At 71.0% G+C, this 21,007-nt stretch carries 17 protein-coding genes; 7 read left to right on the top strand and 10 right to left on the bottom strand.

The features are described 5' to 3' along the window. Window positions 1-68: 68 nt before the first annotated feature. Entirely contained in the window at window positions 69-827 is a 759-nt protein-coding gene (locus ACE4Q9_RS11115) for a methyltransferase domain-containing protein (RefSeq protein ID WP_397984079.1), read from the top strand. Window positions 828-972: 145 nt separating this feature from the next. On the opposite strand, the gene ACE4Q9_RS11110 is transcribed toward ACE4Q9_RS11115, so the two are convergent. Genes ACE4Q9_RS11110 through ACE4Q9_RS11100 form a run of 3 tightly spaced genes read right to left on the bottom strand, consistent with a single transcriptional unit; the run spans window position 973 to window position 3,690 of the window. Beyond that, complete coding sequence (locus tag ACE4Q9_RS11110; protein ID WP_397987180.1) at window positions 973-1,725, bottom strand: amino acid ABC transporter ATP-binding protein; 753 nt, start codon at window positions 1,723-1,725, stop codon at window positions 973-975. A gap of 38 nt (window positions 1,726-1,763) precedes the next feature. Further along, window positions 1,764-2,696 (bottom strand): amino acid ABC transporter permease, encoded by a 933-nt coding sequence (locus tag ACE4Q9_RS11105; RefSeq protein ID WP_397984078.1) that lies wholly within the window; start codon window positions 2,694-2,696, stop codon window positions 1,764-1,766. A gap of 40 nt (window positions 2,697-2,736) precedes the next feature. Beyond that, window positions 2,737-3,690, bottom strand: a complete 954-nt coding sequence (locus ACE4Q9_RS11100) for an ABC transporter substrate-binding protein (protein ID WP_397984077.1) — start codon at window positions 3,688-3,690, stop codon at window positions 2,737-2,739. A gap of 571 nt (window positions 3,691-4,261) precedes the next feature. On the opposite strand from ACE4Q9_RS11100, the gene ACE4Q9_RS11095 reads away from it, so the two are divergent. After that, window positions 4,262-5,485, top strand: a complete 1,224-nt coding sequence (locus ACE4Q9_RS11095) for an NADP-dependent malic enzyme (protein ID WP_397984076.1) — start codon at window positions 4,262-4,264, stop codon at window positions 5,483-5,485. 193 nt (window positions 5,486-5,678) lie between these two features. Then, the gene (locus ACE4Q9_RS11090; protein WP_397984075.1) at window positions 5,679-6,644 is read left to right on the top strand and encodes a zinc-binding dehydrogenase; all 966 of its coding nucleotides are present in this window, start codon (window positions 5,679-5,681) and stop codon (window positions 6,642-6,644) included. Window positions 6,645-6,696: 52 nt separating this feature from the next. Here ACE4Q9_RS11090 and ACE4Q9_RS11085 read toward each other — a convergent pair whose 3' ends face one another. Both ACE4Q9_RS11085 and ACE4Q9_RS11080 read right to left on the bottom strand, forming a co-directional pair. Beyond that, on the bottom strand, window positions 6,697-7,686 hold the full coding sequence (locus tag ACE4Q9_RS11085; protein WP_397984074.1) for a helix-turn-helix transcriptional regulator: 990 nt from the start codon (window positions 7,684-7,686) through the stop codon (window positions 6,697-6,699). A 1-nt stretch (window position 7,687) separates the two neighbouring features. Next, window positions 7,688-8,563, bottom strand: a complete 876-nt coding sequence (locus tag ACE4Q9_RS11080) for a DUF4097 family beta strand repeat-containing protein (RefSeq protein WP_397984073.1) — start codon at window positions 8,561-8,563, stop codon at window positions 7,688-7,690. Between the two features lie 207 nt (window positions 8,564-8,770). Here ACE4Q9_RS11080 and ACE4Q9_RS11075 point away from each other — a divergent pair, with 207 nt between their 5' ends. Beyond that, window positions 8,771-8,950, top strand: a complete 180-nt coding sequence (locus tag ACE4Q9_RS11075) for a DUF6104 family protein (protein ID WP_003992906.1) — start codon at window positions 8,771-8,773, stop codon at window positions 8,948-8,950. A 110-nt stretch (window positions 8,951-9,060) separates the two neighbouring features. Here ACE4Q9_RS11075 and ACE4Q9_RS11070 read toward each other — a convergent pair whose 3' ends face one another. The 4 genes from ACE4Q9_RS11070 to ACE4Q9_RS11055 all read right to left on the bottom strand — a co-directional run bounded on the left by ACE4Q9_RS11070 (window position 9,061) and on the right by ACE4Q9_RS11055 (window position 15,803). Beyond that, window positions 9,061-12,852 (bottom strand): multifunctional oxoglutarate decarboxylase/oxoglutarate dehydrogenase thiamine pyrophosphate-binding subunit/dihydrolipoyllysine-residue succinyltransferase subunit, encoded by a 3,792-nt coding sequence (locus tag ACE4Q9_RS11070; protein ID WP_397984072.1) that lies wholly within the window; start codon window positions 12,850-12,852, stop codon window positions 9,061-9,063. A gap of 300 nt (window positions 12,853-13,152) precedes the next feature. After that, window positions 13,153-14,271 carry an ATP-binding protein gene (locus ACE4Q9_RS11065; protein ID WP_397984071.1) on the bottom strand — a complete coding sequence of 373 codons (1,119 nt, stop codon included), beginning with the start codon at window positions 14,269-14,271 and terminating at the stop codon, window positions 13,153-13,155. Next, window positions 14,268-15,014: a response regulator transcription factor gene (locus tag ACE4Q9_RS11060; protein WP_397984070.1), complete on the bottom strand. Its 747-nt coding sequence runs from the start codon at window positions 15,012-15,014 to the stop codon at window positions 14,268-14,270. Before ACE4Q9_RS11060 ends, ACE4Q9_RS11065 begins: the two co-directional genes overlap by 4 nt. A 111-nt stretch (window positions 15,015-15,125) precedes the next feature. Then, a complete protein-coding gene (locus ACE4Q9_RS11055; protein WP_397984069.1) occupies window positions 15,126-15,803 on the bottom strand; it encodes a spermidine synthase in 678 nt (225 codons plus the stop codon). A gap of 231 nt (window positions 15,804-16,034) precedes the next feature. Here ACE4Q9_RS11055 and ACE4Q9_RS11050 point away from each other — a divergent pair, with 231 nt between their 5' ends. Next, entirely contained in the window at window positions 16,035-16,793 is a 759-nt protein-coding gene (locus tag ACE4Q9_RS11050; protein ID WP_397984068.1) for a rhomboid-like protein, read from the top strand. Between the two features lie 82 nt (window positions 16,794-16,875). Continuing rightward, a complete protein-coding gene (gene lon, locus ACE4Q9_RS11045) occupies window positions 16,876-19,296 on the top strand; it encodes an endopeptidase La (RefSeq protein ID WP_397984067.1) in 2,421 nt (806 codons plus the stop codon). Between the two features lie 132 nt (window positions 19,297-19,428). Here lon and ACE4Q9_RS11040 read toward each other — a convergent pair whose 3' ends face one another. Further along, complete coding sequence (locus ACE4Q9_RS11040; RefSeq protein WP_397984066.1) at window positions 19,429-20,253, bottom strand: lysozyme; 825 nt, start codon at window positions 20,251-20,253, stop codon at window positions 19,429-19,431. Window positions 20,254-20,505: 252 nt separating this feature from the next. Between ACE4Q9_RS11040 and ACE4Q9_RS11035 the strand changes: the two genes are divergently transcribed. After that, a complete protein-coding gene (locus ACE4Q9_RS11035; RefSeq protein ID WP_397984065.1) occupies window positions 20,506-20,997 on the top strand; it encodes a MarR family winged helix-turn-helix transcriptional regulator in 492 nt (163 codons plus the stop codon). The last annotated feature ends 10 nt before the right edge of the window (window positions 20,998-21,007 follow it).

The raw sequence follows: 21,007 nt of genomic DNA, 5'->3' as shown, positions 1-21,007 counted from the left end.
ACCAGCGGTCGGGTAACAGTCGATCGTGCATCCAGGGTATTACGCATCCGAGGGGAAAGGCGGGTTCCATGACCACGGGTACCGGAACCGACTGGGCGGCCTGGCAGAGCAGCTGGGACCGGCAGCAGGAGTGGTACATGCCGGACCGCGAGGACCGCTTCCGGATCATGCTCGACATGGTCGAGGCCCTCGTCGGCACGGCACCGCGCGTGCTCGACCTCGCCTGCGGCACCGGCAGCATCACCGCCCGGCTGCTGGCCCGGTTCCCCGAGGCCACCAGCACCGGCGTCGACCTCGACCCGGCCCTGCTCGCCATCGCGCGCGGCACCTTCGAGGGCGACGACCGGGTCTCCTTCGTGACCGCCGACCTCAAGGACCCCGACTGGACGACGCGGCTGCCGTACGAGTCGTACGACGCCGTACTGACCGCGACGGCCCTGCACTGGCTGCACAGCGAACCCCTCGCGGACCTCTATGGCCGGATCGCGGAACTCGTGCGCGCCGGCGGTGTGTTCATGAACGCGGACCACATGATCGACGACAGCACGCCCCGGATCAACGCGGCCGAGCGCGCCCAGCGGCACGCCCGAATGGAACAGGCCAAGCGGGACGGCGCCCTCGACTGGGCCGAGTGGTGGCAGCTCGCGGCCGAGGACCCGGTGCTCGCCGAGCCGACCGCCCGCCGCTTCGAGATCTACGGCGAGCACGCCGACGGCGACACGCCCTCCGCCGCCTGGCACGCGCGCACCCTGCGGGAGAAGGGCTTCGCGGAGGCCCGGCCGGTGTGGTGCTCGCCGTCGGACGGCCTGGTTCTCGCCCTCAAGTAGGCGTCGAAGGGGCGGGCGGACGGACGGGGGAGGAGCGGTGCGGGCAACGCTCCTCCCGTTCGGTCCGCGTTGCCGCCGCTTCCGCGCGGGCCGTGAACCGTTCCTTCCGCTCCGGCCGCGCCGCGGCCGTTCGCGCCCCGGCCGGCTACAGCACCTTCGACAGGAACGACTGCGTCCGCTCGTGCCGCGGATTCGTCAGCACGTCCCGCGGATGGCCGGATTCGACCACGACACCGCCGTCCATGAACACCAGGCTGTCGCCGACCTCGCGGGCGAAACCCATCTCATGGGTGACGACGACCATCGTCATGCCGGACTCGGCGAGGTCGCGCATGACGTCCAGGACGTCGCCGACCAGCTCCGGGTCCAGGGCCGAGGTCGGCTCGTCGAACAGCATCAGCTTGGGGTCCATCGCCAGCGCCCGCGCGATCGCCACCCGCTGCTGCTGGCCGCCGGAGAGCTGCGAGGGGTAGTTGCCCGCCTTGTCGGCCAGGCCCACCCGCTCCAGGAGCCCCGCGGCACGCTCCCGCGCCTCGCTCTTGGGCGCGCCCTTGACCTGGACCGGCGCCTCCATGACGTTCTCCAGCGCCGTCATGTGCGGGAACAGGTTGAAGCGCTGGAAGACCATGCCGATGTCCCGGCGCTTCCTGGCGACTTCGCTGTCCTTCAGCTCGTACAGCTTGCCGCCCTTCTGGCGGTAGCCGACCAGCTCGCCGTCGACGTAGAGCCGCCCGGCGTTGATCTTCTCCAGGTGGTTGATGCACCGCAGGAAGGTGGACTTCCCCGAGCCCGAGGGGCCGATGAGGCAGAACACCTCGCCGGGGCGCACCTCCAGGTCGATGCCCTTGAGCACCTCCACATGCCCGAACGACTTGTGGACGCCCTCCGCCCTGACCATCGCGGTGGGGCTCTGCCGCTCGCTCAGCCGGTCGTCGCTCATGCCATGACCTTCCTGCTGGAGAAGGTCGTCAGATGCGCTCTGACCTTCTGCCACGGGGTGGGCGGGAGGCTGCGGCTGGAGCCGCGCGCGTAGTACCGCTCGAGGTAGTACTGGCCCACGCTGAGCACCGAGGTCATGATCAGATACCAGGCCGCGGCCAGGAAGTACATCTCCACCGGGGCGCCGGAGTTCTGGCCGATGTCCTGGGCGTAGCGGAACAGCTCGGGGTACTGGACGGCCGCCACCAGCGAGGTCGTCTTCAGCATGTTGATGACCTCGTTGCCGGTCGGCGGCACGATCACCCGCATCGCCTGCGGGATGACCACCCGGCGCAGGGTCTTGCCGTGGCTCATGCCCAGCGCCTGGGCCGCCTCGGTCTGGCCCTCGTCCACCGCGAGCAGGCCCGCCCGGCAGATCTCGGCCATGTACGCCGCCTCGTTCAGGCCCAGGCCGAGCAGCGCCGTCAGCAGCGGCGTCATGAAGTTCGACCAGTAGTCCTTGTAGAGCGGCATCAGGTTGATGTACTCGAAGACCAGGCCCAGGTTGAACCACAGGAACAGCTGGACCAGGACCGGGGTGCCGCGGAAGAACCAGATGTAGAACCACGCGATGGACGAGGTCACCGGGTTCTTCGAGAGCCGCATGACGGCCAGGACGATGCCGCCGACGATGCCGATCAGCATCGACAGGACCGTCAGCAGGAGCGTCTTGCTGACCCCGGTCATGATCCGGTGGTCGAAGAAGTACTCCGGCACCGCATGCCAGTTGATCTTGCCCTGGCTGAAGGCGTGGACGATCGCGACGAGGATCGCGATGGCGACGACGGCGGACACATAGCGTCCGTAGTGCCGCACCGGGATGGCTCTGATGGCTTCCGGGCCGGCCGGGGGAGTGCCCTGCTCCCCGGCCGCCTTCTCTATGTCAGTCACGGATGTGCTGCCTCTCGGTGGCCGCTGGGTACGCCGCGGGTCACTTGCCGCCGTTGATCACGGATTCCTTGACGGCGCCGTCCTGGGCGCCCCACTTCTCGAGGATCTTCCGGTACTCGCCGTTCTTGATGATCGCGTCCATCGCGGCCTTGAGCGCGTCCCGCAGCTGGGTGGCCTCCTTGGAGACGGCGATGCCGTACGGCGCCGCCGAGACCTGGTCGCCGACGAGCTGGAAGTCCTTGCCGCCGCCCGAGGTCTTCACCGCGTACGCCGCCACCGGGAAGTCGGAGGAGGCCGCGTCCACGCCGCCCGAGCGCAGCCGGGTCTGGGACTGCTGGTCGTCGTCGAAGGGCTCGATGGAGAGTTTCTTGCCGGCCGGACACTTCTTGGCCTCGGTCTTGGCCAGGTCCTCCGAGACGGTGCCGCGCTCGACGGCGATCTTCTTGCCGCACAGGTCGGACCAGCCGGTGATGCCCTCGGTCTCCCCCTTGCGCGTGTAGATCGAGACGCCGGCGGTCAGGTAGTCGACGAAGTCGACGCCCTCGCCGACCTTCTTGCCGGTGTCCGGGTCGACGCCCTGCTGGCGGTCCTTGTTGTCGGTCATGGCCGACATCGCTATGTCGTAGCGGCCCGAGCGCAGACCGGTGAGCAGGGCGTCGAAGGTACCGTTCTGGAACTCGAACTTCACGCCGAGCTGCTTGCCCAGCGCGGCCGCGAGGTCGGGGTCCAGACCGACGGCCTTGCCGCTGGAGTCCTTGAACTCCACCGGGGCGTACGCGATGTCCGAGCCGACCAGGATCTTGCCCTTGCCGCGGACGGACTGCGGGAGCTTGCTCGCGAGCGGGGCGGAGGAGGCGGCGCCGGAGTCGTTGCCCTTGCCCTTCGTCTGGTCACCGCAGCCGGTGACCAGCAGGGCGCCTGCGACCGCGAGCGCACCGACCGCGGCCAGCCGGGGGCGGGTGGCGATCGGACGACGGGGAGAACGTGCGGTCATCGTGGATTCCTCCGGCGTATGCGAAGAGTTAGCCGCTGGGTAGACGAGAACACACACCATTGGGTGGCGCGACCTCGCGGGTTTACGGCATCTTGCCATTCGGACTACGCCATCCAGGGGCGCCGATATGTCAAAATCGGATAACGGGTGACCCCCGAATCCCATCAGGTCGGTACATCCCCGGTCCTTGGAGCCATATCGCACCGGACCACCTGCGCGAATCCCGTCCCGCCGCCGGAAAACCTCCGGCCCATCCCGGCATGCGGACGGCCGGACGCCCCCGCCCCCCCGCCCCCCCCGTGCCGCCGTCAGCGCGGCCGTCAGCGGTGTGTCATCTCCGTGTGGCTATCTGGTTCCGAGATGTGACCTTGCACCTATTGGACTCGTCGTGGGCGCCGTCCGTCCGGTAAGAAGGTTCTTTACACCCCTCATCCGGGGCCCAGGGCGCGTGTGCGGCGCGCCCGTCGCGCATGACCCGTGCGTATCCGCAATCGGGCCCTGCGCGGTGCCCGCCCACCCCTCACCAGGAGTGGTCGACCCTCAAATCATGCATACCTAAGGGGTAGAACAAGTGGCAGCGGAGATCGTCAATCCTCGCAGCGACATCGGTACGGACCAGGACGGCGGGGCCGAGCCCCTCGATTCCTTCGATCCGGTGTTCGCTCTGCACCGCGGCGGCAAGATGGCTGTGCAAGCCACCGTGCCGGTCCGCGACAAGGACGACCTTTCCCTCGCGTACACGCCCGGCGTCGCGCGCGTGTGCACCGCGATCGCGGAGCAGCCGGAGCTGGTCAACGACTACACATGGAAGTCCTCCGTCGTCGCCGTCGTCACCGACGGCACGGCGGTGCTCGGACTCGGGGACATCGGTCCCCAGGCCTCCCTCCCGGTGATGGAGGGCAAGGCGATCCTGTTCAAGCAGTTCGGCGGTGTCGACGCGGTGCCGATCGCGCTCGACTGCACCGACGTGGACGAGATCGTGGAGACCGTCGTCCGGCTCGCTCCCTCCTTCGGCGGAGTCAACCTGGAGGACATCTCGGCGCCCCGGTGCTTCGAGATCGAGCGCCGCCTCCAGGAGCGCCTGGACATCCCGGTCTTCCACGACGACCAGCACGGCACCGCCGTGGTCACGCTCGCGGCGCTGCGCAACGCGGCGCGGCTCAGCGGCCGGGAGATCGGGCAGCTGCGCGCCGTGATCTCGGGCGCCGGCGCGGCCGGTGTGGCCATCGCCAAGATGCTGGTCGAGGCCGGCATCGGTGATGTGGCGGTGGCGGACCGCAAGGGCGTCGTCTCGGCGGACCGCGAGGACCTCACCCCGGTCAAGCGCGAGCTGGCCGGCTTCACCAACAAGGCCGGGCTCAGCGGCACGCTGGAGGACGCGCTCACGGGCGCGGACGTCTTCATCGGCGTCTCCGGAGGTACGGTCGCGGAGGCGGCCGTGGCCCGGATGGCCGAGGGTGCCTTCGTGTTCGCGATGGCCAACCCGAACCCCGAGGTGCACCCCGAGGTCGCGCACAAGTACGCGGCGGTCGTGGCCACCGGGCGCTCGGACTTCCCGAACCAGATCAACAACGTGCTGGCCTTCCCCGGCATCTTCGCCGGCGCGCTCCAGGTGCGGGCCACCCGGATCACCGAGGGCATGAAGATCGCGGCGGCGGAGGCGCTGGCCGCGGTGGTCGGGGACGATCTCGCGGCGGACTACGTGATTCCGTCGCCGTTCGACGAGCGGGTCGCTCCGGCGGTCACGGCGGCGGTGGCCGCGGCGGCCCGCGCGGAGGGCGTCGCCCGCCGCTGACACCGGCTGAAGACGGCCCCGCCTGTGTCGGCGGGGCCGTCTCCTTCCCGCCCGTCCCCGGATTCCGTGTCGCGAGGCGGCCCTGGAACGGCCTCGCGGCAAGCTGCGCCGACGGGGTGCCGTCGTGCAAGAGGGCATGTGTCACAGCGCGGCCCGGTTCCGCCGGCCGCCCGGCGCACCTATCGTCGGCACCATGTTCGCCGTCTACGCCGCCCGAATCGACCGCGACCAGCCGCTCTCCGGCCTTGAGTTGGGGGAGCGTCCGGCTCCCGAGGCCCGTCCCGGCTGGAGCACCATCGATGTGCGCGCCGCCTCCCTCAACCACCATGACCTCTGGTCCCTGCGGGGCGTCGGCCTCCCGGAGGACCGGCTGCCGATGATCCTCGGCTGCGATGCCGCCGGGGTCGACGCGGAGGGCAACGAGGTCGTCCTGCACTCCGTCATCGGCCAGACCGGCCACGGCGTCGGCCCCGGGGAGCCGCGCTCCATCCTGACCGAGCGCTACCAGGGCACATTCGCCGAACAGGTCGCCGTACCGACCTTCAATGTGCTGCCCAAGCCGAAGGAGCTGTCCTTCGCCGAGGCCGCCTGTCTGCCCACCGCGTGGTTGACGGCGTACCGGATGCTGTTCACCAACGCGGGGGTACGACCCGGAGACTCGGTCCTGGTGCAGGGCGCGGGCGGCGGGGTCGCCACGGCCGCGATCGTGCTCGGCAAGGCCGCGGGGCTGAAGATGTTCGCCACCAGCCGGGACGAGGCGAAGCGGAAGCGGGCCCTGGAGCTGGGCGCGGTGGAGGCCGTGGAGAGCGGGGCGCGGCTGCCGCAGCGGGTGGACGCGGTCATCGAGACCGTGGGCGCCGCGACCTGGTCCCACTCGGTGAAGTCGCTGCGCCCCGGCGGCACGATCGTGATCTCCGGCGCGACCAGCGGCGACCGGCCCTCGCACGCCGAGCTGACCCGGATCTTCTTCCTCGAACTGAAGGTGGTCGGCTCCACGATGGGCACCAAGGAGGAGCTGGAGGACCTGCTCTCCTTCTGCGCCACGACCGGGGTACGGCCCGTCATCGACGAGGTGCTCCCCATGGACCGCGCCCGCGAGGGCTTCGAACGGATGGAGTCCGGCGGGCAGTTCGGGAAGATCGTGCTGACCACGTCCTGAGTCCGCCGGCGAAGTGGCGGCGGGTCCGGACCGGTGCCGGGCCCGCCTTTTCCTAACCCGTCGTCTCCTCTCCCTTCCGCGGGCGCAGCACCGAGGTGATCTCCGCCGCCGCGCGTGACAAATGCTCACGGGCCGCCCGGAGCTGGTCCGGGGTCACGCCGTGGTCGCGGGACAGATCGCGGATGTCGTCACGGAACCGGTCCAGGAGGCGGTCGAGGTCGCGGGCGGGGTTGTCGGTGGGGGGTTCGTGCGTCCACGAGGGGACGTACTCGGCGGGGAAGTCCGCCGTGGTGTAGGTCGGGGTCGGAGCCGGGCGGGGGGTGGTCCAGTCCTTGCCCAGATCGCCCAGCTCCCGCGCCAGTTCGGTCAGGCCCTCGCGGACGCCCGCCGGCCAATTGCCGCGCGCGAAGTGGTCCTGGACGCGGCGGGCGATGCGCTGCATCTCCTCCTGCGCCTGGGCGCGGGCGCGGGCCTGGGCCTCCTGGGCCTGGTGGCGGGCGCGCTGGGCCTCCTCACGGGCCCGGCGGCTCTCGTCCTTGGCGCGGCGGGCCTGCTCCTTCCACTCCTGCCTGACCCGGCGCATCTCCTCCTTGGCGGCGCGCCAGGCGTCCTTGGACTCCGGGCCGTCCCCGGCGTCCCCGGCGTCGCCCCCCTCGCGGGCCTCGGAGGCGGCGGCGCGCATCTCGCGGCGCAGATCGCCGGCCGCGCCGCGCACATCGGCCTTGATCTCGGCCGCCAGTTCCGCCACCGACTCGCGGATCTCCAGTTCCAGATCGGCCAACTCACCGCTGCGGTCGGCCAGTTCGGCGCGGCCCGCGTCGGTGATGGCGTACACCTTGCGGCCGCCCTCGGTGGTGTGGGTGACCAGGCCCTCGGCCTCCAGCTTGGCCAGGCGGGGGTAGACGGTGCCCGCCGAGGGGGCGTACAGCCCCTGGAAGCGCTCCTCCAGGAGGCGGATCACCTCGTAGCCATGGCGCGGCGCTTCGTCCAGCAGCTTGAGCAGGTACAGGCGCAGACGTCCGTGAGCGAAGACCGGGGGCATGTCAGAGCACCTTCTTGTCGGTCGGGCCGTCGGCCGGGCCGGCGCCGGCGCCGTCGGCCGGGTCCCCGGGGGCCCGGTCGGGGCGGCGGAGCAGGGCGATCGCGCCGGAGACCGTGGTGGCCCGGAGCCGCCCCGTGCCCGCGCCCAGCCGGCCGGTGATCTTGTGGGCGCCCCACTGGCCGTGCACCCGCAACTGGTCGAAGGCGTTGGAGATCCGGCCGCTCGCCGTGTTCGCCTCCACCTCCGCGTCCGCCGGGTGCGGCAGCCGGATGGCGATCTCGCCCGAGACGCTGGTGAGGTGGACGTCCGTCGGCCCCTCCGGGTCCAGGTCCACGATCATCGAGCCGCTGACCGAGTCGGCCCGCACGGCGGGACCCGAGCCCTCGACCACGGTCAGGTCGCCGGAGACCGAGGTGAAGCGCAGCTCGCCGGTGACCGCCTGCGCCTCCAGGTTCCCCGACACGGTGTTCGCCTGGACCGGTCCGGACAGGCCGACCAGGGTGGTGTCGCCGGTGACGCCCCGGATCACCGCGGGGCCCCGGATGCCGGAGACCACCGCGCCGGCGCCGACCGTGCCCACCTCCACCCTGGCGTCCGCCGGGACCGCGAGCGAGACGACCGCGCTGCGGCGCCAGCTCTTGCGGTCCAGGAGCTTGGTGAAGCCCTGCCAGGTCAGGTCCTCGTAGCCCACCGTCAGGGTGCCGTTCTCGTGTATCACCGTCAGCGGTGGCCCCTCGAGGTCGGAGACCTCCAGGCGGGCCGGGCCTTCCTCGGCCGCCACCACGTTCACCGTGCCGCCGGCGATGCGCACCTGGAGGGTGCTCACCGGTGCGTCGAACGTCAGCTTCCGTGGCTCGGCGACGGACCACTCGGACATGGGGACCTCCTCGGCCGTACGGTATCGCGACGCGTCATATCGCGTCTGTCGAGAAACACGATATATCGCGGCGTCGCGAAGCTCAAGACACTCTTTCGGGAACGCCGCCCCGCGCATTGCTTAGGCTGGTGAGGACGCCGCCGCCTGCCCCATCGGCCCGGGGCACCCACGCACACGGCGCATACGCACACCAGGAGACGCAACCCCATGTACTTCACCGACCGCGGCATCGAGGAGCTGGAGAAGCGGCGCGGCGAGGAGGAGGTCACCTTCGAGTGGCTCGCCGAGCAGCTGCGCACCTTCGTGGACCTCAACCCCGACTTCGAGGTGCCCGTGGAACGCCTGGCCACCTGGCTCGCCCGCCTCGACGACGAGGACGACGAGTAGACGGGAAATCGCCGAAGTAGGCGGGAAAGACGCCGAAGTAGGCGGGAAAAACGCCGAAGGGCCCGGTTCCGTGATGGAACCGGGCCCTTCGGCGTTGCCGTGCCGGAGGCTTACGCCTCGAACACCTCACGCACGAGCTGCTCCTGCTCGGCCTGGTGGCGCTTGGCGGAGCCCACCGCCGGGGACGAGGAGTGCGGGCGCGAGATGCGCCGCAGCCGCTCGCCGGCCGGGATGTCCGCGCCGACCGCCAGGTCGAGGTGGTCGATCAGGTTGAGCGCGATGAACGGCCAGGCACCCTGGTTCGCCGGCTCCTCCTGGACCCACAGGTACTTCTCGGCGTTCGGGTACTTGTTGACCTCCGCCTGGAGCTCGGCACCCGGCAGCGGGTACAGGCGCTCGATGCGGATGATCGCCGTGTCCGTGGCGCCGCGCTTCTTCCGCTCGGCCTCCAGGTCGTAGTAGACCTTGCCCGCGCAGAAGACGACCTTGCGGACCGCGGCCGCGTCGGCCGTGGCGTCGCCGATGACCGGGCGGAAGCCGCCGGTCGTGAACTCCTCCGCCTTGGAGGCGGCGGCCTTCAGGCGCAGCATCGACTTCGGGGTGAAGACGACCAGCGGCTTGTGGGCCGGGTTGTGCACCTGCCAGCGCAGGAGGTGGAAGTAGTTCGACGGCGAGGTGGGCATGGCCACCGTCATGTTGTTCTGGGCGCACAGCTGGAGGAACCGCTCCGGGCGCGCGGACGAGTGGTCCGGGCCCTGGCCCTCGTAGCCGTGCGGCAGCAGCAGGACGACGCCGGAGGTCTGGCCCCACTTCTGCTCGGCCGAGGAGACGAACTCGTCCACGACCGTCTGGGCGCCGTTGACGAAGTCGCCGAACTGGGCCTCCCACATCACCAGCGCGTCGGGACGCGCCAGCGAGTAGCCGTACTCGAAGCCCATGGCCGCGTACTCGGACAGCAGCGAGTTGTAGACGTTCAGCCGCGCCTGGTCCTCGGCGAGGTACTGGAGCGGGGTGTACTCCTCGCCGGTCTCCCGGTCGATCAGCACCGCGTGCCGCTGGCCGAAGGTGCCGCGCTGGGAGTCCTGGCCCGCGAGGCGGACCGGGGTGCCGTCGAGCAGCAGGGAGCCGATGGCCAGGGTCTCGCCCATGCCCCAGTCGATGGTGCCGTCCTCGACCATCGCCGCACGGCGCTGGAGCTGCGGCAGCAGCCGCGGGTGCACGGTGATGTGCTCGGGGATGTTGACCTGGGACTCGGCGATCCGCTTGACGACCTCGGCGGAGATCGCGGTCGGGACCGTGGCCGGGAAGCCGTCCTGGGCCTCCTGGGGGGAACCGGCGGTCGGCTGCGCGGTGGCCTCGCGGACCTCGGTGAAGACCTTCTCCAGCTGGCCCTGGTAGTCCTGGAGCGCCTGCTCGGCCTCTTCCAGGGTGATGTCGCCGCGACCGATCAGGGACTCGGTGTAGAGCTTGCGCACCGAGCGCTTCTTGTCGATCAGGTCGTACATCAGCGGCTGGGTGAAGGCCGGGTTGTCCGACTCGTTGTGACCGCGGCGGCGGTAGCAGATGAGGTCGATCACCACGTCCTTGTTGAACGCCTGGCGGAACTCGAACGCAAGGCGCGCGACACGGACGACGGCCTCGGGGTCGTCGCCGTTCACGTGGAAGATCGGGGCCTCGATCATGCGGGCCACGTCCGTCGCGTACATGGAGGAACGCGAGGACTCGGGGGCCGCGGTGAAGCCGACCTGGTTGTTGATGACGATGTGCACGGTGCCGCCGGTGCGGTAGCCGCGCAGCTGCGACATGTTCAGGGTCTCGGCCACCACGCCCTGGCCCGCGAAGGCCGCGTCGCCGTGGATCGCCACCGGCAGGACGGTGAAGTCCGTGCCGCCCTTGTTGATGATGTCCTGCTTGGCGCGGGCGACGCCCTCCAGGACCGGGTCGACCGCCTCCAGGTGGGAGGGGTTGGCGACCAGCGAGACCTTGATCTGCTCGCCGTCCAGGCCGGTGAAGGTGCCGTTGGCGCCCAGGTGGTACTTCACGTCGCCGGAGCCGTGCATCGACTTCGGGTCCAGGTTGCCCTCGAACTCGCGGAAGATCTGCGCGTACGACTTGCCGACGATGTTGGCGAGCACGTTCAGGCGGCCGCGGTGGGCCATGCCGATGACGACCTCGTCCAGGCGGGACTCGGCGGCGGAGTCGATGACCGCGTCCAGCAGCGGGATGACGGACTCGCCGCCCTCCAGGGAGAAGCGCTTCTGGCCGACGTACTTGGTCTGGAGGAAGGTCTCGAACGCTTCGGCCGCGTTCAGGCGGCGCAGGATGCGCAGCTGCTCCTCACGCTCCGGCTTGGCGTGGCCGCGCTCGACGCGGTCCTGGATCCACTTGCGCTGCTTCGGGTCCTGGATGTGCATGAACTCGATGCCGGTGGTGCGGCAGTACGAGTCGCGGAGCACCCCGAGGATGTCGCGCAGCTTCATCATCGACTTGCCGGCGAAACCACCGACGGCGAACTCGCGCTCCAGGTCCCACAGGGTGAGGCCGTGCTCGACGATGTCCAGGTCGGGGTGCTTGCGCTGGCGGTACTCCAGCGGGTCGGTGTCGGCCATGACGTGGCCGCGGACCCGGTAGGAGTGGATCAGCTCGAAGACGCGCGCGGCCTTGGTGACGTCGTCGTCGTGGGACGCGTCGATGTCCTTGAGCCAGCGGACCGGCTCGTAGGGGATGCGCAGCGCCTCGAAGATGTCGTCGTAGAAGTTGTTCTCGCCGAGCAGCAGGTTGGCGACCTGGCGCAGGAACTCGCCGGAGGCGGCGCCCTGGATGACCCGGTGGTCGTAGGTCGACGTGAGGGTCATGACCTTGGAGATACCGAGCTTGTTCAGGGTGTCCTGGCTGGTGCCCTGGAACTCGGCCGGGTAGTCCATGGAGCCGACGCCCATGATCACGGACTGGCCGGGCATCAGCCGCGGCACGGAGTGCACGGTGCCCAGGCCGCCGGGGTTGGTCAGGGAGACCGTGACCCCGGTGAAGTCGTCCATGGTCAGCTTGCCCTCGCGGGCGCGCCGGACGATGTCCTCGTAGGCCTGCCAGAACTCGAAGAAGTTCAGCGTCTCGGCCTTCTTGATCGCCGCGACGACGAGCTGGCGGTCGCCGTTGGGCTTGACCAGGTCGATGGCGAGACCGAGGTTGACGTGCTCCGGCTTGACCAGGGTCGGCTTGCCGTCCTTGACGACGAACGAGTGGTTCATCGCCGGCATGGCCTTGATGGCCTGCACCATCGCGTACCCGATGAGGTGCGTGAAGGAGATCTTCCCGCCGCGGGCGCGCTTGAGGTGGTTGTTGATGACGATGCGGTTGTCGAACAGCAGCTTCACCGGGACGGCGCGGACCGAGGTGGCGGTCGGCACCTCCAGCGAGGCGTCCATGTTCTTGGCGACCGCGGCGGCCGGACCGCGCAGGGTGATCTGCTCGGGCCCCGCGGGGGCCTCGGCGGCGGGAGCGGCCTTCGGCTTCGGCTGAGCGGGCGCCTGTGCGGGTTGCGCCGGCTTGGCCGGGGAGGGGGCCGTCTTCGCCGCGGGAGCCGCGGGCGCGGGCGCCGGGGCGGCGGCGGGCTTCGGGGCCGCCGGGGCCGCGGGCGCCGGAGCGGCCTCGGGCGCCGGGGCGGGGGTCGCTGCGACCCCCGCGGCCGCAGTACCCGCCGGCGCGGGCGTGGCAGGCGCGCCCGGCTTGTAATCGGCGAAGAAGTCCCACCAGGCACGGTCTACCGAATTCGGGTCCTGGAGGTACTGCTGATAGATCTCGTCGACGAGCCACTCGTTCGCGCCGAACGCGGCCGCGGGGTTCTTCCCGGCGGCTTGGTCGTCGGTGGAGATGCTCGAGTTACTGGGGGACTGTGGCGACACGGCGGCAACCGCCCTCTTCCGCTTCACAAGGTGATGGACAGCGGGAATAAAGGCTACGCCTTGGAGACGGGGAAGGTCAGGTCGGGCCGGTTCATCGTCGTGTAAGTCACATCGAAAATCTTGTTTCAGGGCTTGAAATGGCGGGAAACAAGCGTGGTTCCGGAGAACGAGGGTGCACTGGTCCGGCCCTGCGCCCCCGGCTTCTGCGGGCGGCGCGGGCCTGTGGCGACGCACACGTGTCCAGCTGCGCGAAGACGGCGCGGACGACCGTGGATCTTGTGCCTCCGCCCGCACTTTACGTCAACTTGAAGGGGAGCTCTCTCCCGGAAGAGTGACGATGATCCGGCAGCCCCGCTCGGATTCGGCCACACCGATCCGGCCGCCGTGCAGATCCACCGCCCAGCGGGCGATCGCGAGCCCGAGGCCCGTGCCGCCGTCGCTGCCGGGGCCGTGCGGCCGGGTCACGACACCCCGGTTGAACCGCTCGAAGACGCGGTGCCACTCCGAGCGCGGGATGCCGGGGCCCTCGTCCAGGACCTCCAGCTCCAGCGAGTGCGGCTGGGGACCGCGCCGCGCCTTCACCGTCACCCGGCCGTGCGGCGGGCTGTGCTTGACCGCGTTGTCGATCAGGTTGGCGACGACCTGGTGGATGCGCTCGGGGTCCGCGTGCGCGGTCAGCTCCGGCGGGGAGACGTCCAGGTGCAGATGGACGTCGGTCCGGGTGTGACTGCCGGACCCGGTGGCCATGCCGGCGCGCGCCGAGGCGACCATGTTGGCCTCCTTCAGCACGCCCGACAGGTACGGCCACACCTCGAAGCGCCGCATCTTCAGCGGTACGACGCCGTTGTCCAGCCGGGACAGGTCCAGCAGCGTCTCCACCAGGCGGCCGAGCCGCTCGGTCTGCTTCAGGGCCGTCCGCATGGTCTCCGGATCGGCCTCGGTGACCCCGTCGACGATGTTCTCCAGCACGGCGCGCAGCCCCGCGATCGGGGTGCGCAGCTCATGGGAGACGTTCGCGACCAGCTCCTTGCGCTGGCGGTCCTGGGCCTCCAGCTCGTCGGCCATGACATTGATCGTCTGCGCCAGGTCGCCCAGTTCGTCCCGCCGGGCCTCGCGCACCCGGCGGGTGTAGTCGCCCTGCGAGATGGCACGGGCGACCGTGTTCATCTCGTCCAGCGGCATGGTGAGCGAGTGCGCCACGAACTGGGTGATCAGCAGGGTGGCGATCATCGAGAACACCGTGATGAAGCGCAGCTCCGTCTTGGTGTGCACCGCGACGATCGACAGCCCGGTGGTGATCAGCACCGCGATGATCACCAGCGCGGTCAGCTTGGTCTTGATGGAGAACGGGCGTACGCCGCCCCAGGGGTCCTCGGTGCGGGCCCTTCTCCGTGCGGCCTGGCGCCCGCTCGCGCTCACGGGGTCGGCGTCTCCAGCGCGTAGCCCACACCGTGCACGGTGCGGATGCGCTCGGCGCCGATCTTGCGGCGCAGCGCCTTGATGTGGCTGTCCACGGTGCGGGTGCCGGAGGCGTCCGCCCAGTCCCACACCTCGGCCAGCAGCTGCTCGCGGGAGAGCACCGCGCGCGGGGTGTTGGCCAGGCAGACCAGCAGGTCGAACTCGGTCGGCGTCAGGTGGACGTCCTCCGACTTCACCCGCACCCGGCGCTGCGCGTGGTCGATCTCCAGCTCGCCGAGGCGCAGGATGCCGGAGCGGGGGGTGGAGGCGGCGATGGCCGCCCGCTCCACCCGGCGCAGCAGCACATGCACCCGCGCCGCCAGTTCGCGCATGGAGAACGGCTTGGTCATGTAGTCGTCGGCGCCGACGCCGAGGCCGACCAGCATGTCCGTCTCGTCGTCCCGCGCGGTGAGCATCAGCACCGGCACCGGGCGCTGGGCCTGTACGCGCCGGCAGACCTCCAGGCCGTCGAAGCCGGGCAGCATGATGTCGAGGATCAGCAGGTCGGGCTGCCATGCCTCGGCGGTGTCCACGGCCGCCGGCCCGTCGGCCGCGGTCTGCACGAGGAAACCCTCGGCGCGGAGCCGGGCCGCGATGGCGTCGACGATCGTCTGGTCGTCCTCCACGACCAGTACCCGGCGCTGGGCGCCCGGAGTGGTGGTGGTCGCCGCCGCGCCGCTCTGGGAGGTGTGTGTCTGCTCCATCGCCCGCCCCTGCTTGTTGCTTTCCGGAACCCGTGGGGTGATCCCATGTCTGCGATCGACGCGAAAGATCCGCGTCAGGGCAGCACCCTACGGGGATCGGCCGTGCCGTCGCTATCCAGGGCGGACGCCGAGGTGCACGGCGTCCGGAACTCCGCGGGCAACGGGCACCTCTTCGGTACGCACCCGTCGGAACCCGGCATTCCGCAAGGTTCCTTCAAATTCCGGAGACGGTTTCGCCGACCAGACGGCAAGCACCCCGCCGGGTCTCAACGCCCTTGCGCAGGCGGCGAGTCCGTCCGGTGAGTACAGACCCGCGTTGTCCTCGGTGACCGTCCAGCCGGGGCCGTTGTCGATGTCGAGGCACAGGGCGTCGAACGTGTCCGATGTCTCATTGACGTAATGGACGAGGTCGTCCCGGACGACCTCGGTGCGCGGGTCGGCGAGCGCCGCGGCGGTCAGCGCGGACAGGGGGCCGGTGCGGTGCCAGTCGATGACGGCGGCCTCCCGCTCCACGACCGTGATCCGTCCCCAGCGGGGGTCCTCGGACGCGTGTGCGAGTGAGAATCCGACGCCCAGCCCGCCGATCAGCACGGCCGGTGCCGGGCGGCCGTCGAGGGCGTCGCGCGCCGCGTCGACCAGCAGCCGCTCCGAGCGGCCGTCCGAAGTGTCCATGAGGAAGCAGCCGTTGGCGATGATCTGGAGCAGCGCGCCGTGCCTGCGCAGCACCACCTCGCCGTGCGGCCCCTCGCGCCGGTCCAGCACCACGGGGGAGTCGTCTGGGGCAACCATGGGTCCATCCTGCTTGAACAGGGCTTTGCTTTCACGGCAATTACGGATGCCGGCCGGGGGCGCGGGGATCGGACGCGGGGGCGGGCGGGTGAGGCCGGGCGCGGACGCGGGCGCCCCTGGAACGCGTCCGGAACGTATGAGGTTGCCGTGAAATCGCTCTCCTGCGGCTGCGGTGATGGACAGCGGCTTCCCGCAGCACGGAGGGTGGGGCGGGACGGAAGGAGCGCCACCGTGGAACGGATCGCGCCGAAGACCGTGGGCGCCGACCTGCTGGACGGCGTGCCCCGCCAGCGGTCCGTGCTGCCCGCGCCCCCGCCCGCCCGCCGCCTCGCGGTGCCACGCGGGCGCCCCTGGCTGCCGCTGCCGCTGCCGACGCCCGCCGGGACGCCGTTCACCCTCGGCTACGCGGCCCTGCTGCTCGTCACCTCCCTGATCGCGACCATGGCGCCCCCCTCCCTGGTGTACGCCCTCTACCAGGGCTCCAGCACGGACGTGGCCCACCTGGTGTGCTCTCCGGCGGTGGTGCTGCTGACCAGCGCGCTGTGGATCGCGGGCGGGCTCCTGTCGCCGTACGCGGTCGCGTTCGTCCTGGTGCTCACCGCGCTGGAGCGCCGGATAGGGGGTGCGCGCACCGCCTGTGTCTTCCTCGCCGGTCATGTCCTCGCCACCCTGGCGACGGAGGTCCCGGTGGGCCTCGCGGTGCTGGCCGGGCATCTCCCGGGGACCTCCCTGCACCGCCTGGACTACGGCATCAGCTTCGGGGTGGCCGCGAGCACGGGCGCCCTGGCCGGGCTGCTGCGACCCTGGCTGCGCTGGCCCCTGCTCGCCGGCACCGCGGCACTCCTGCTGAACGACCTGATGGCCTACGCGGACCCCATGACGAACTGGGGCCACCTGATCGCGCTGGCGATCGGCGTCTCCACCTGGCCGCTGCTGCGCCGGTGGGCCGCCGAAAGCCCCTCCCGCCTGCACGGACGAGCTGATCGCTGACAGCGAACGCCGGACCGGGAACATTCCCCGCGCAGCAAACATTGAGTCGGCATAGCTCAAGTTGACTGCCGAAGGGGAGATCATGGCTGCTGAGTCACCGGCGTTCACGCTCGTCCTGCCCGTGCTTCCGCTCGACGACGAGGTCGTGCTGCCCGGCATGGTGGTCCCGCTGGACCTGAGCGACGCCGAGGTCCGCGCCGCGGTGGAGGCCGCACAGGCCGCCGCGCGCTCCGAACCCGGCAAGCCCAGGGTGCTGCTGGTGCCGCGGGTCGACGGCACGTACGCCAGGACCGGTGTGCTGGGCACGGTCGAGCAGGTGGGCCGGCTGGCCGACGGCGACCCCGGCGCGCTGATCCGCGGCCGCAGCCGCGTCCGCATCGGCGCCGGCACCACCGGGCCCGGCGCCGCCCTGTGGGTCGAGGGCGCCGAGGTGGACGAGACCGTGCCCGAGCCGCTGCCCGGCCAGGTCGCCGAACTCGTCAAGGAATACAAGGCGCTGGCCACCAGCTGGCTGCGCAAGCGCGGCGCCTGGCAGGTCGTGGACCGCGTCCAGGCCATCGACGGCGTCTCCGCGCTCGCCGACAACTCCGGCTACTCGCCCTTCCTGACCACCGAGCAGAAGGTCGAACTCCTGGAGACCGCTGACCCGGTGGCCCGGCTCAGGCTCGCCACCCAGCAGTTGCGCGACCACCTCGCCGAGCAGGACGTGGCCGAGTCCATCGCCAAGGACGTCCAGGAGGGCGTCGACAAGCAGCAGCGCGAGTTCCTGCTGCGCCGTCAGCTGGAGGCCGTCCGCAAGGAGCTGCGCGAGCTGAACGGCGACACGGAGGGCGAGGAGTCCGACGACTACCGCTCCCGCGTGGAGGCCGCCGACCTGCCCGAGAAGGTCCGCGAGGCCGCGCTCAAGGAGGTCGACAAGCTGGAGCGGTCCTCCGACCAGTCCCCCGAGGGCAGCTGGATCCGCACCTGGCTGGACACCGTCCTGGAGATGCCGTGGCACGAGCGGACGGACGACGCCTACGACATCCGGGGCGCCAGGGCGGTCCTGGACGCGGAACACGCGGGCCTGGAGGACGTCAAGGAGCGCATCACCGAGTACCTGGCCGTGCGCAAGCGGCGCGTCGAGCGCGGCCTCGGCGTGATCGGCGGGCGGCGCGGGGGCGCGGTGCTCGCGCTCGTCGGCCCGCCCGGCGTCGGCAAGACCAGCCTGGGCGAGTCCGTCGCGCACGCCATGGGCCGCACGTTCGTCCGCGTCGCGCTCGGCGGCGTCCGCGACGAGGCCGAGATCCGCGGTCACCGCCGTACGTACGTCGGCGCGCTGCCCGGCCGGATCGTGCGGGCCATCAAGGAGGCCGGGTCCATGAACCCGGTCGTGCTCCTGGACGAGATCGACAAGGTGGGCTCGGACTTCCGGGGCGACCCGGCCGCCGCCCTCCTGGAGGTGCTCGACCCGGCGCAGAACCACACCTTCCGCGACCACTACCTGGAGGTCGAACTCGACCTGTCCGACGTGGTCTTCCTGGCCACCGCCAACGTCCTGGAGGCGATCCCGGAGGCGCTCGCCGACCGGATGGAGATCGTCCGCCTGGACGGCTACACCGAGGACGAGAAGGTCGTCATCGCACGGGACCACCTGCTCCCGCGTCAGCTGGAGCGGGCCGGGCTCGACGGGGACGAGGTCACGCTGGCGGAGAGCGCGCTGCGCAAGCTCGCGGGCGAGTACACGCGCGAGGCGGGCGTGCGCAATCTTGAGCGCTCGATCGCCCGGCTGCTGCGCAAGGTCGCGGCCCAGCACGAACTGGGCGAGCGGGAGCTGCCGTGCACCGTCGCGGACGGCGATCTGCGCGATTTGATCGGACGGCCGCACCACGTGCCCGAGTCGGCGCAGGACCCGGCCGAGCGCCGTACCGCCGTGCCCGGTGTGGCGACCGGGCTCGCGGTCACCGGCGCGGGCGGCGACGTCCTCTTCGTGGAGGCGTCCCTCGCCGACCCGGAGACCGGCGCCGCGGGGCTGACCCTCACCGGACAGCTGGGCGACGTGATGAAGGAGTCGGCGCGGATCGCGCTGAGCTTCCTGCGCAGCCACGGTGCCGAACTGGAGCTTCCGGTGACCGACTTGAAGGACCGGGGGGTGCACATCCACTTCCCGGCGGGCGCGGTCCCCAAGGACGGCCCGAGCGCGGGCATCACGCTGACCACCGCGCTGGCCTCGCTGCTCTCCGGCCGCCAGGTGCGCCCGGAGGTGGCGATGACCGGCGAGGTCTCGCTGACCGGCCGGGTGCTGCCCATCGGCGGCGTGAAGCAGAAGCTGCTCGCCGCGCAGCGCGCCGGGGTGACCACCGTGATCATCCCCAAGCGCAACGAGCCCGACCTGGACGACGTCCCGGCCGAGGTGCTGGACAAGCTCGACGTCCACACCGTGACCGATGTGCGCCAGGTCCTGGAGCTGGCGCTGGCGCCCGCGGCCGAGGCGCCGGCGCCGGAGGTTCCCCTGGCGGCGTGACGGACGCCGGGGGAGAGGCAGGGCCCGGGTCCCGTGAGGGAGGCTCGGGCCCTCGCCGTGCGCACGCCCGGCCCGCCGGGCCGGGCGTGGCGGGGCACCGGCCGCCGGCCTCCGCCGGCGCGTGCCGGGCCGTCAGCCGTTGGCGAGCGCCTGGACGCGGTCGAGCGCGCCGTTGAAGTAGTCGTGGTCGCCGACGGTCGCGCCGGAGGAGGTGTACTGCCACATGGTGTAGTACGACCAGCCGGCCGGGAGCGTGCCCACGGTGGAGGCGTAGCGGGCGATCCACAGCGGGTTGCTGCCCGCGAAGCCGGCGTAGTTGCCGGTGCACTCGGTCCACCAGCTGGTGGCGGTGTAGATCACGGCGTCCCGGCCGGTGAGGGACTTGTAGGTGCCGAGGAAGTCCGCGATCCAGCTGACCATCTGGCCGGCCGTCTTGCCGTAGCAGTCGGCGCCGTACGGGTTCCACTCGATATCGAGCACGCCCGGCAGGGTCTTGCCGTCCTTGGACCAGCCGCCGCCGTGCGCCACGAAGTAGCTCGCCTGGGTGGCGCCGCTGGTGGTGTCCGGGGTCGCGAAGTGGTACGAGCCGCGGATCATGCCCACGTTGTACGAGCCGTTGTACTGCTGGGTGAAGGAGGGGTTCGTGTAGTACGTGCCCTCCGTCGCCTTCGTGTACGCCCAGCGGACACCGCTGCCGTAGAGGGTCGACCAGGCCACGTTGCCCTGGTAGTTGGAGACGTCCACGCCCTCGGTCTGGGTGGCGTCACCACTGGTGGGTGTGGAGTGCGTGCCGTCGTGGGCGGCGACGGTCTCGCCCATGTAGGCGGTGCCGCGGGTGGGCGTGGAGGCGGCCTGTGCGGAGCCGAGGGGCAGGGCGCAGGCCGCCGCCGCGAGCAGGGCCGTGACCAGGACGGCGAGCGGGCGGGGGCGGAGCGGGCGGGGTCTGGGCGCGGGCATGACGTGCCTCCGGGGAGGGTGGGGAGCGTGGGGTGAGTGTGGGGGGAACAGGGCAGTGACGCGGAAGTGGCGCACTGTCGTGGGCATGTCATTCAATGCCTCTGACGAAAAAAGCTACGCACGTAGAAAGCGGCGTGGGAAGGGGGTCCGGCCGCCGCCGTTGGTCTACGCCTGCGAAATACTTACGGAGCTGCGGCTATGACGGCGTTTGGCAGAAACTTTCAGGACCGCGAAACCGATCAGGGGTGTGACGTGCACGAGGACGCAAACGGCGCAGAAGCACGCGTCGCCGAGCAGGTGACGCCCAGTGGTGCAGACCAGGAATTCCTGGCGCTCGAACGCGAGTTGACCGTACTGCTGCGACGCGCCCGGGCCAACCAGGGCGAGATGGCACGGGAGGTCCACCCCGACCTGGAGTCCTCCGCCTACGGACTGCTGATCCGGCTGAACGAGCACGGCGGCCGGCGCGCCACCGAACTCGCCGGCTACTTCGGCGTCGGCAAGGCCACCATGTCCCGCCAGCTCCGTGCCCTGGAGGAGCTGGGCCTGATCACCCGCGAGCCCGACCCCGCCGACGGCCGCGCCTGGCTCGTCACCCTCACCGAGGAGGGCCGCCGCCGGGTCGACACGGTCCGCGAGGCCCGCCGCGCCCGGTACGTCAGCCAGCTCGCCCACTGGGACCGCCGGGAGGTGGCCGAGCTGGCCCGGCTGCTGCACCAGCTGAACGGGGTCATGGAGAAGTAGCCGCGGCCGA

The sequence above is a fragment of the Streptomyces sp. AM6-12 genome, assembly GCF_044327085.1.
Classification (GTDB): Bacteria; Actinomycetota; Actinomycetes; order Streptomycetales; family Streptomycetaceae; genus Streptomyces.
This window is presented reverse-complemented; position numbering and strand designations above follow the sequence as displayed.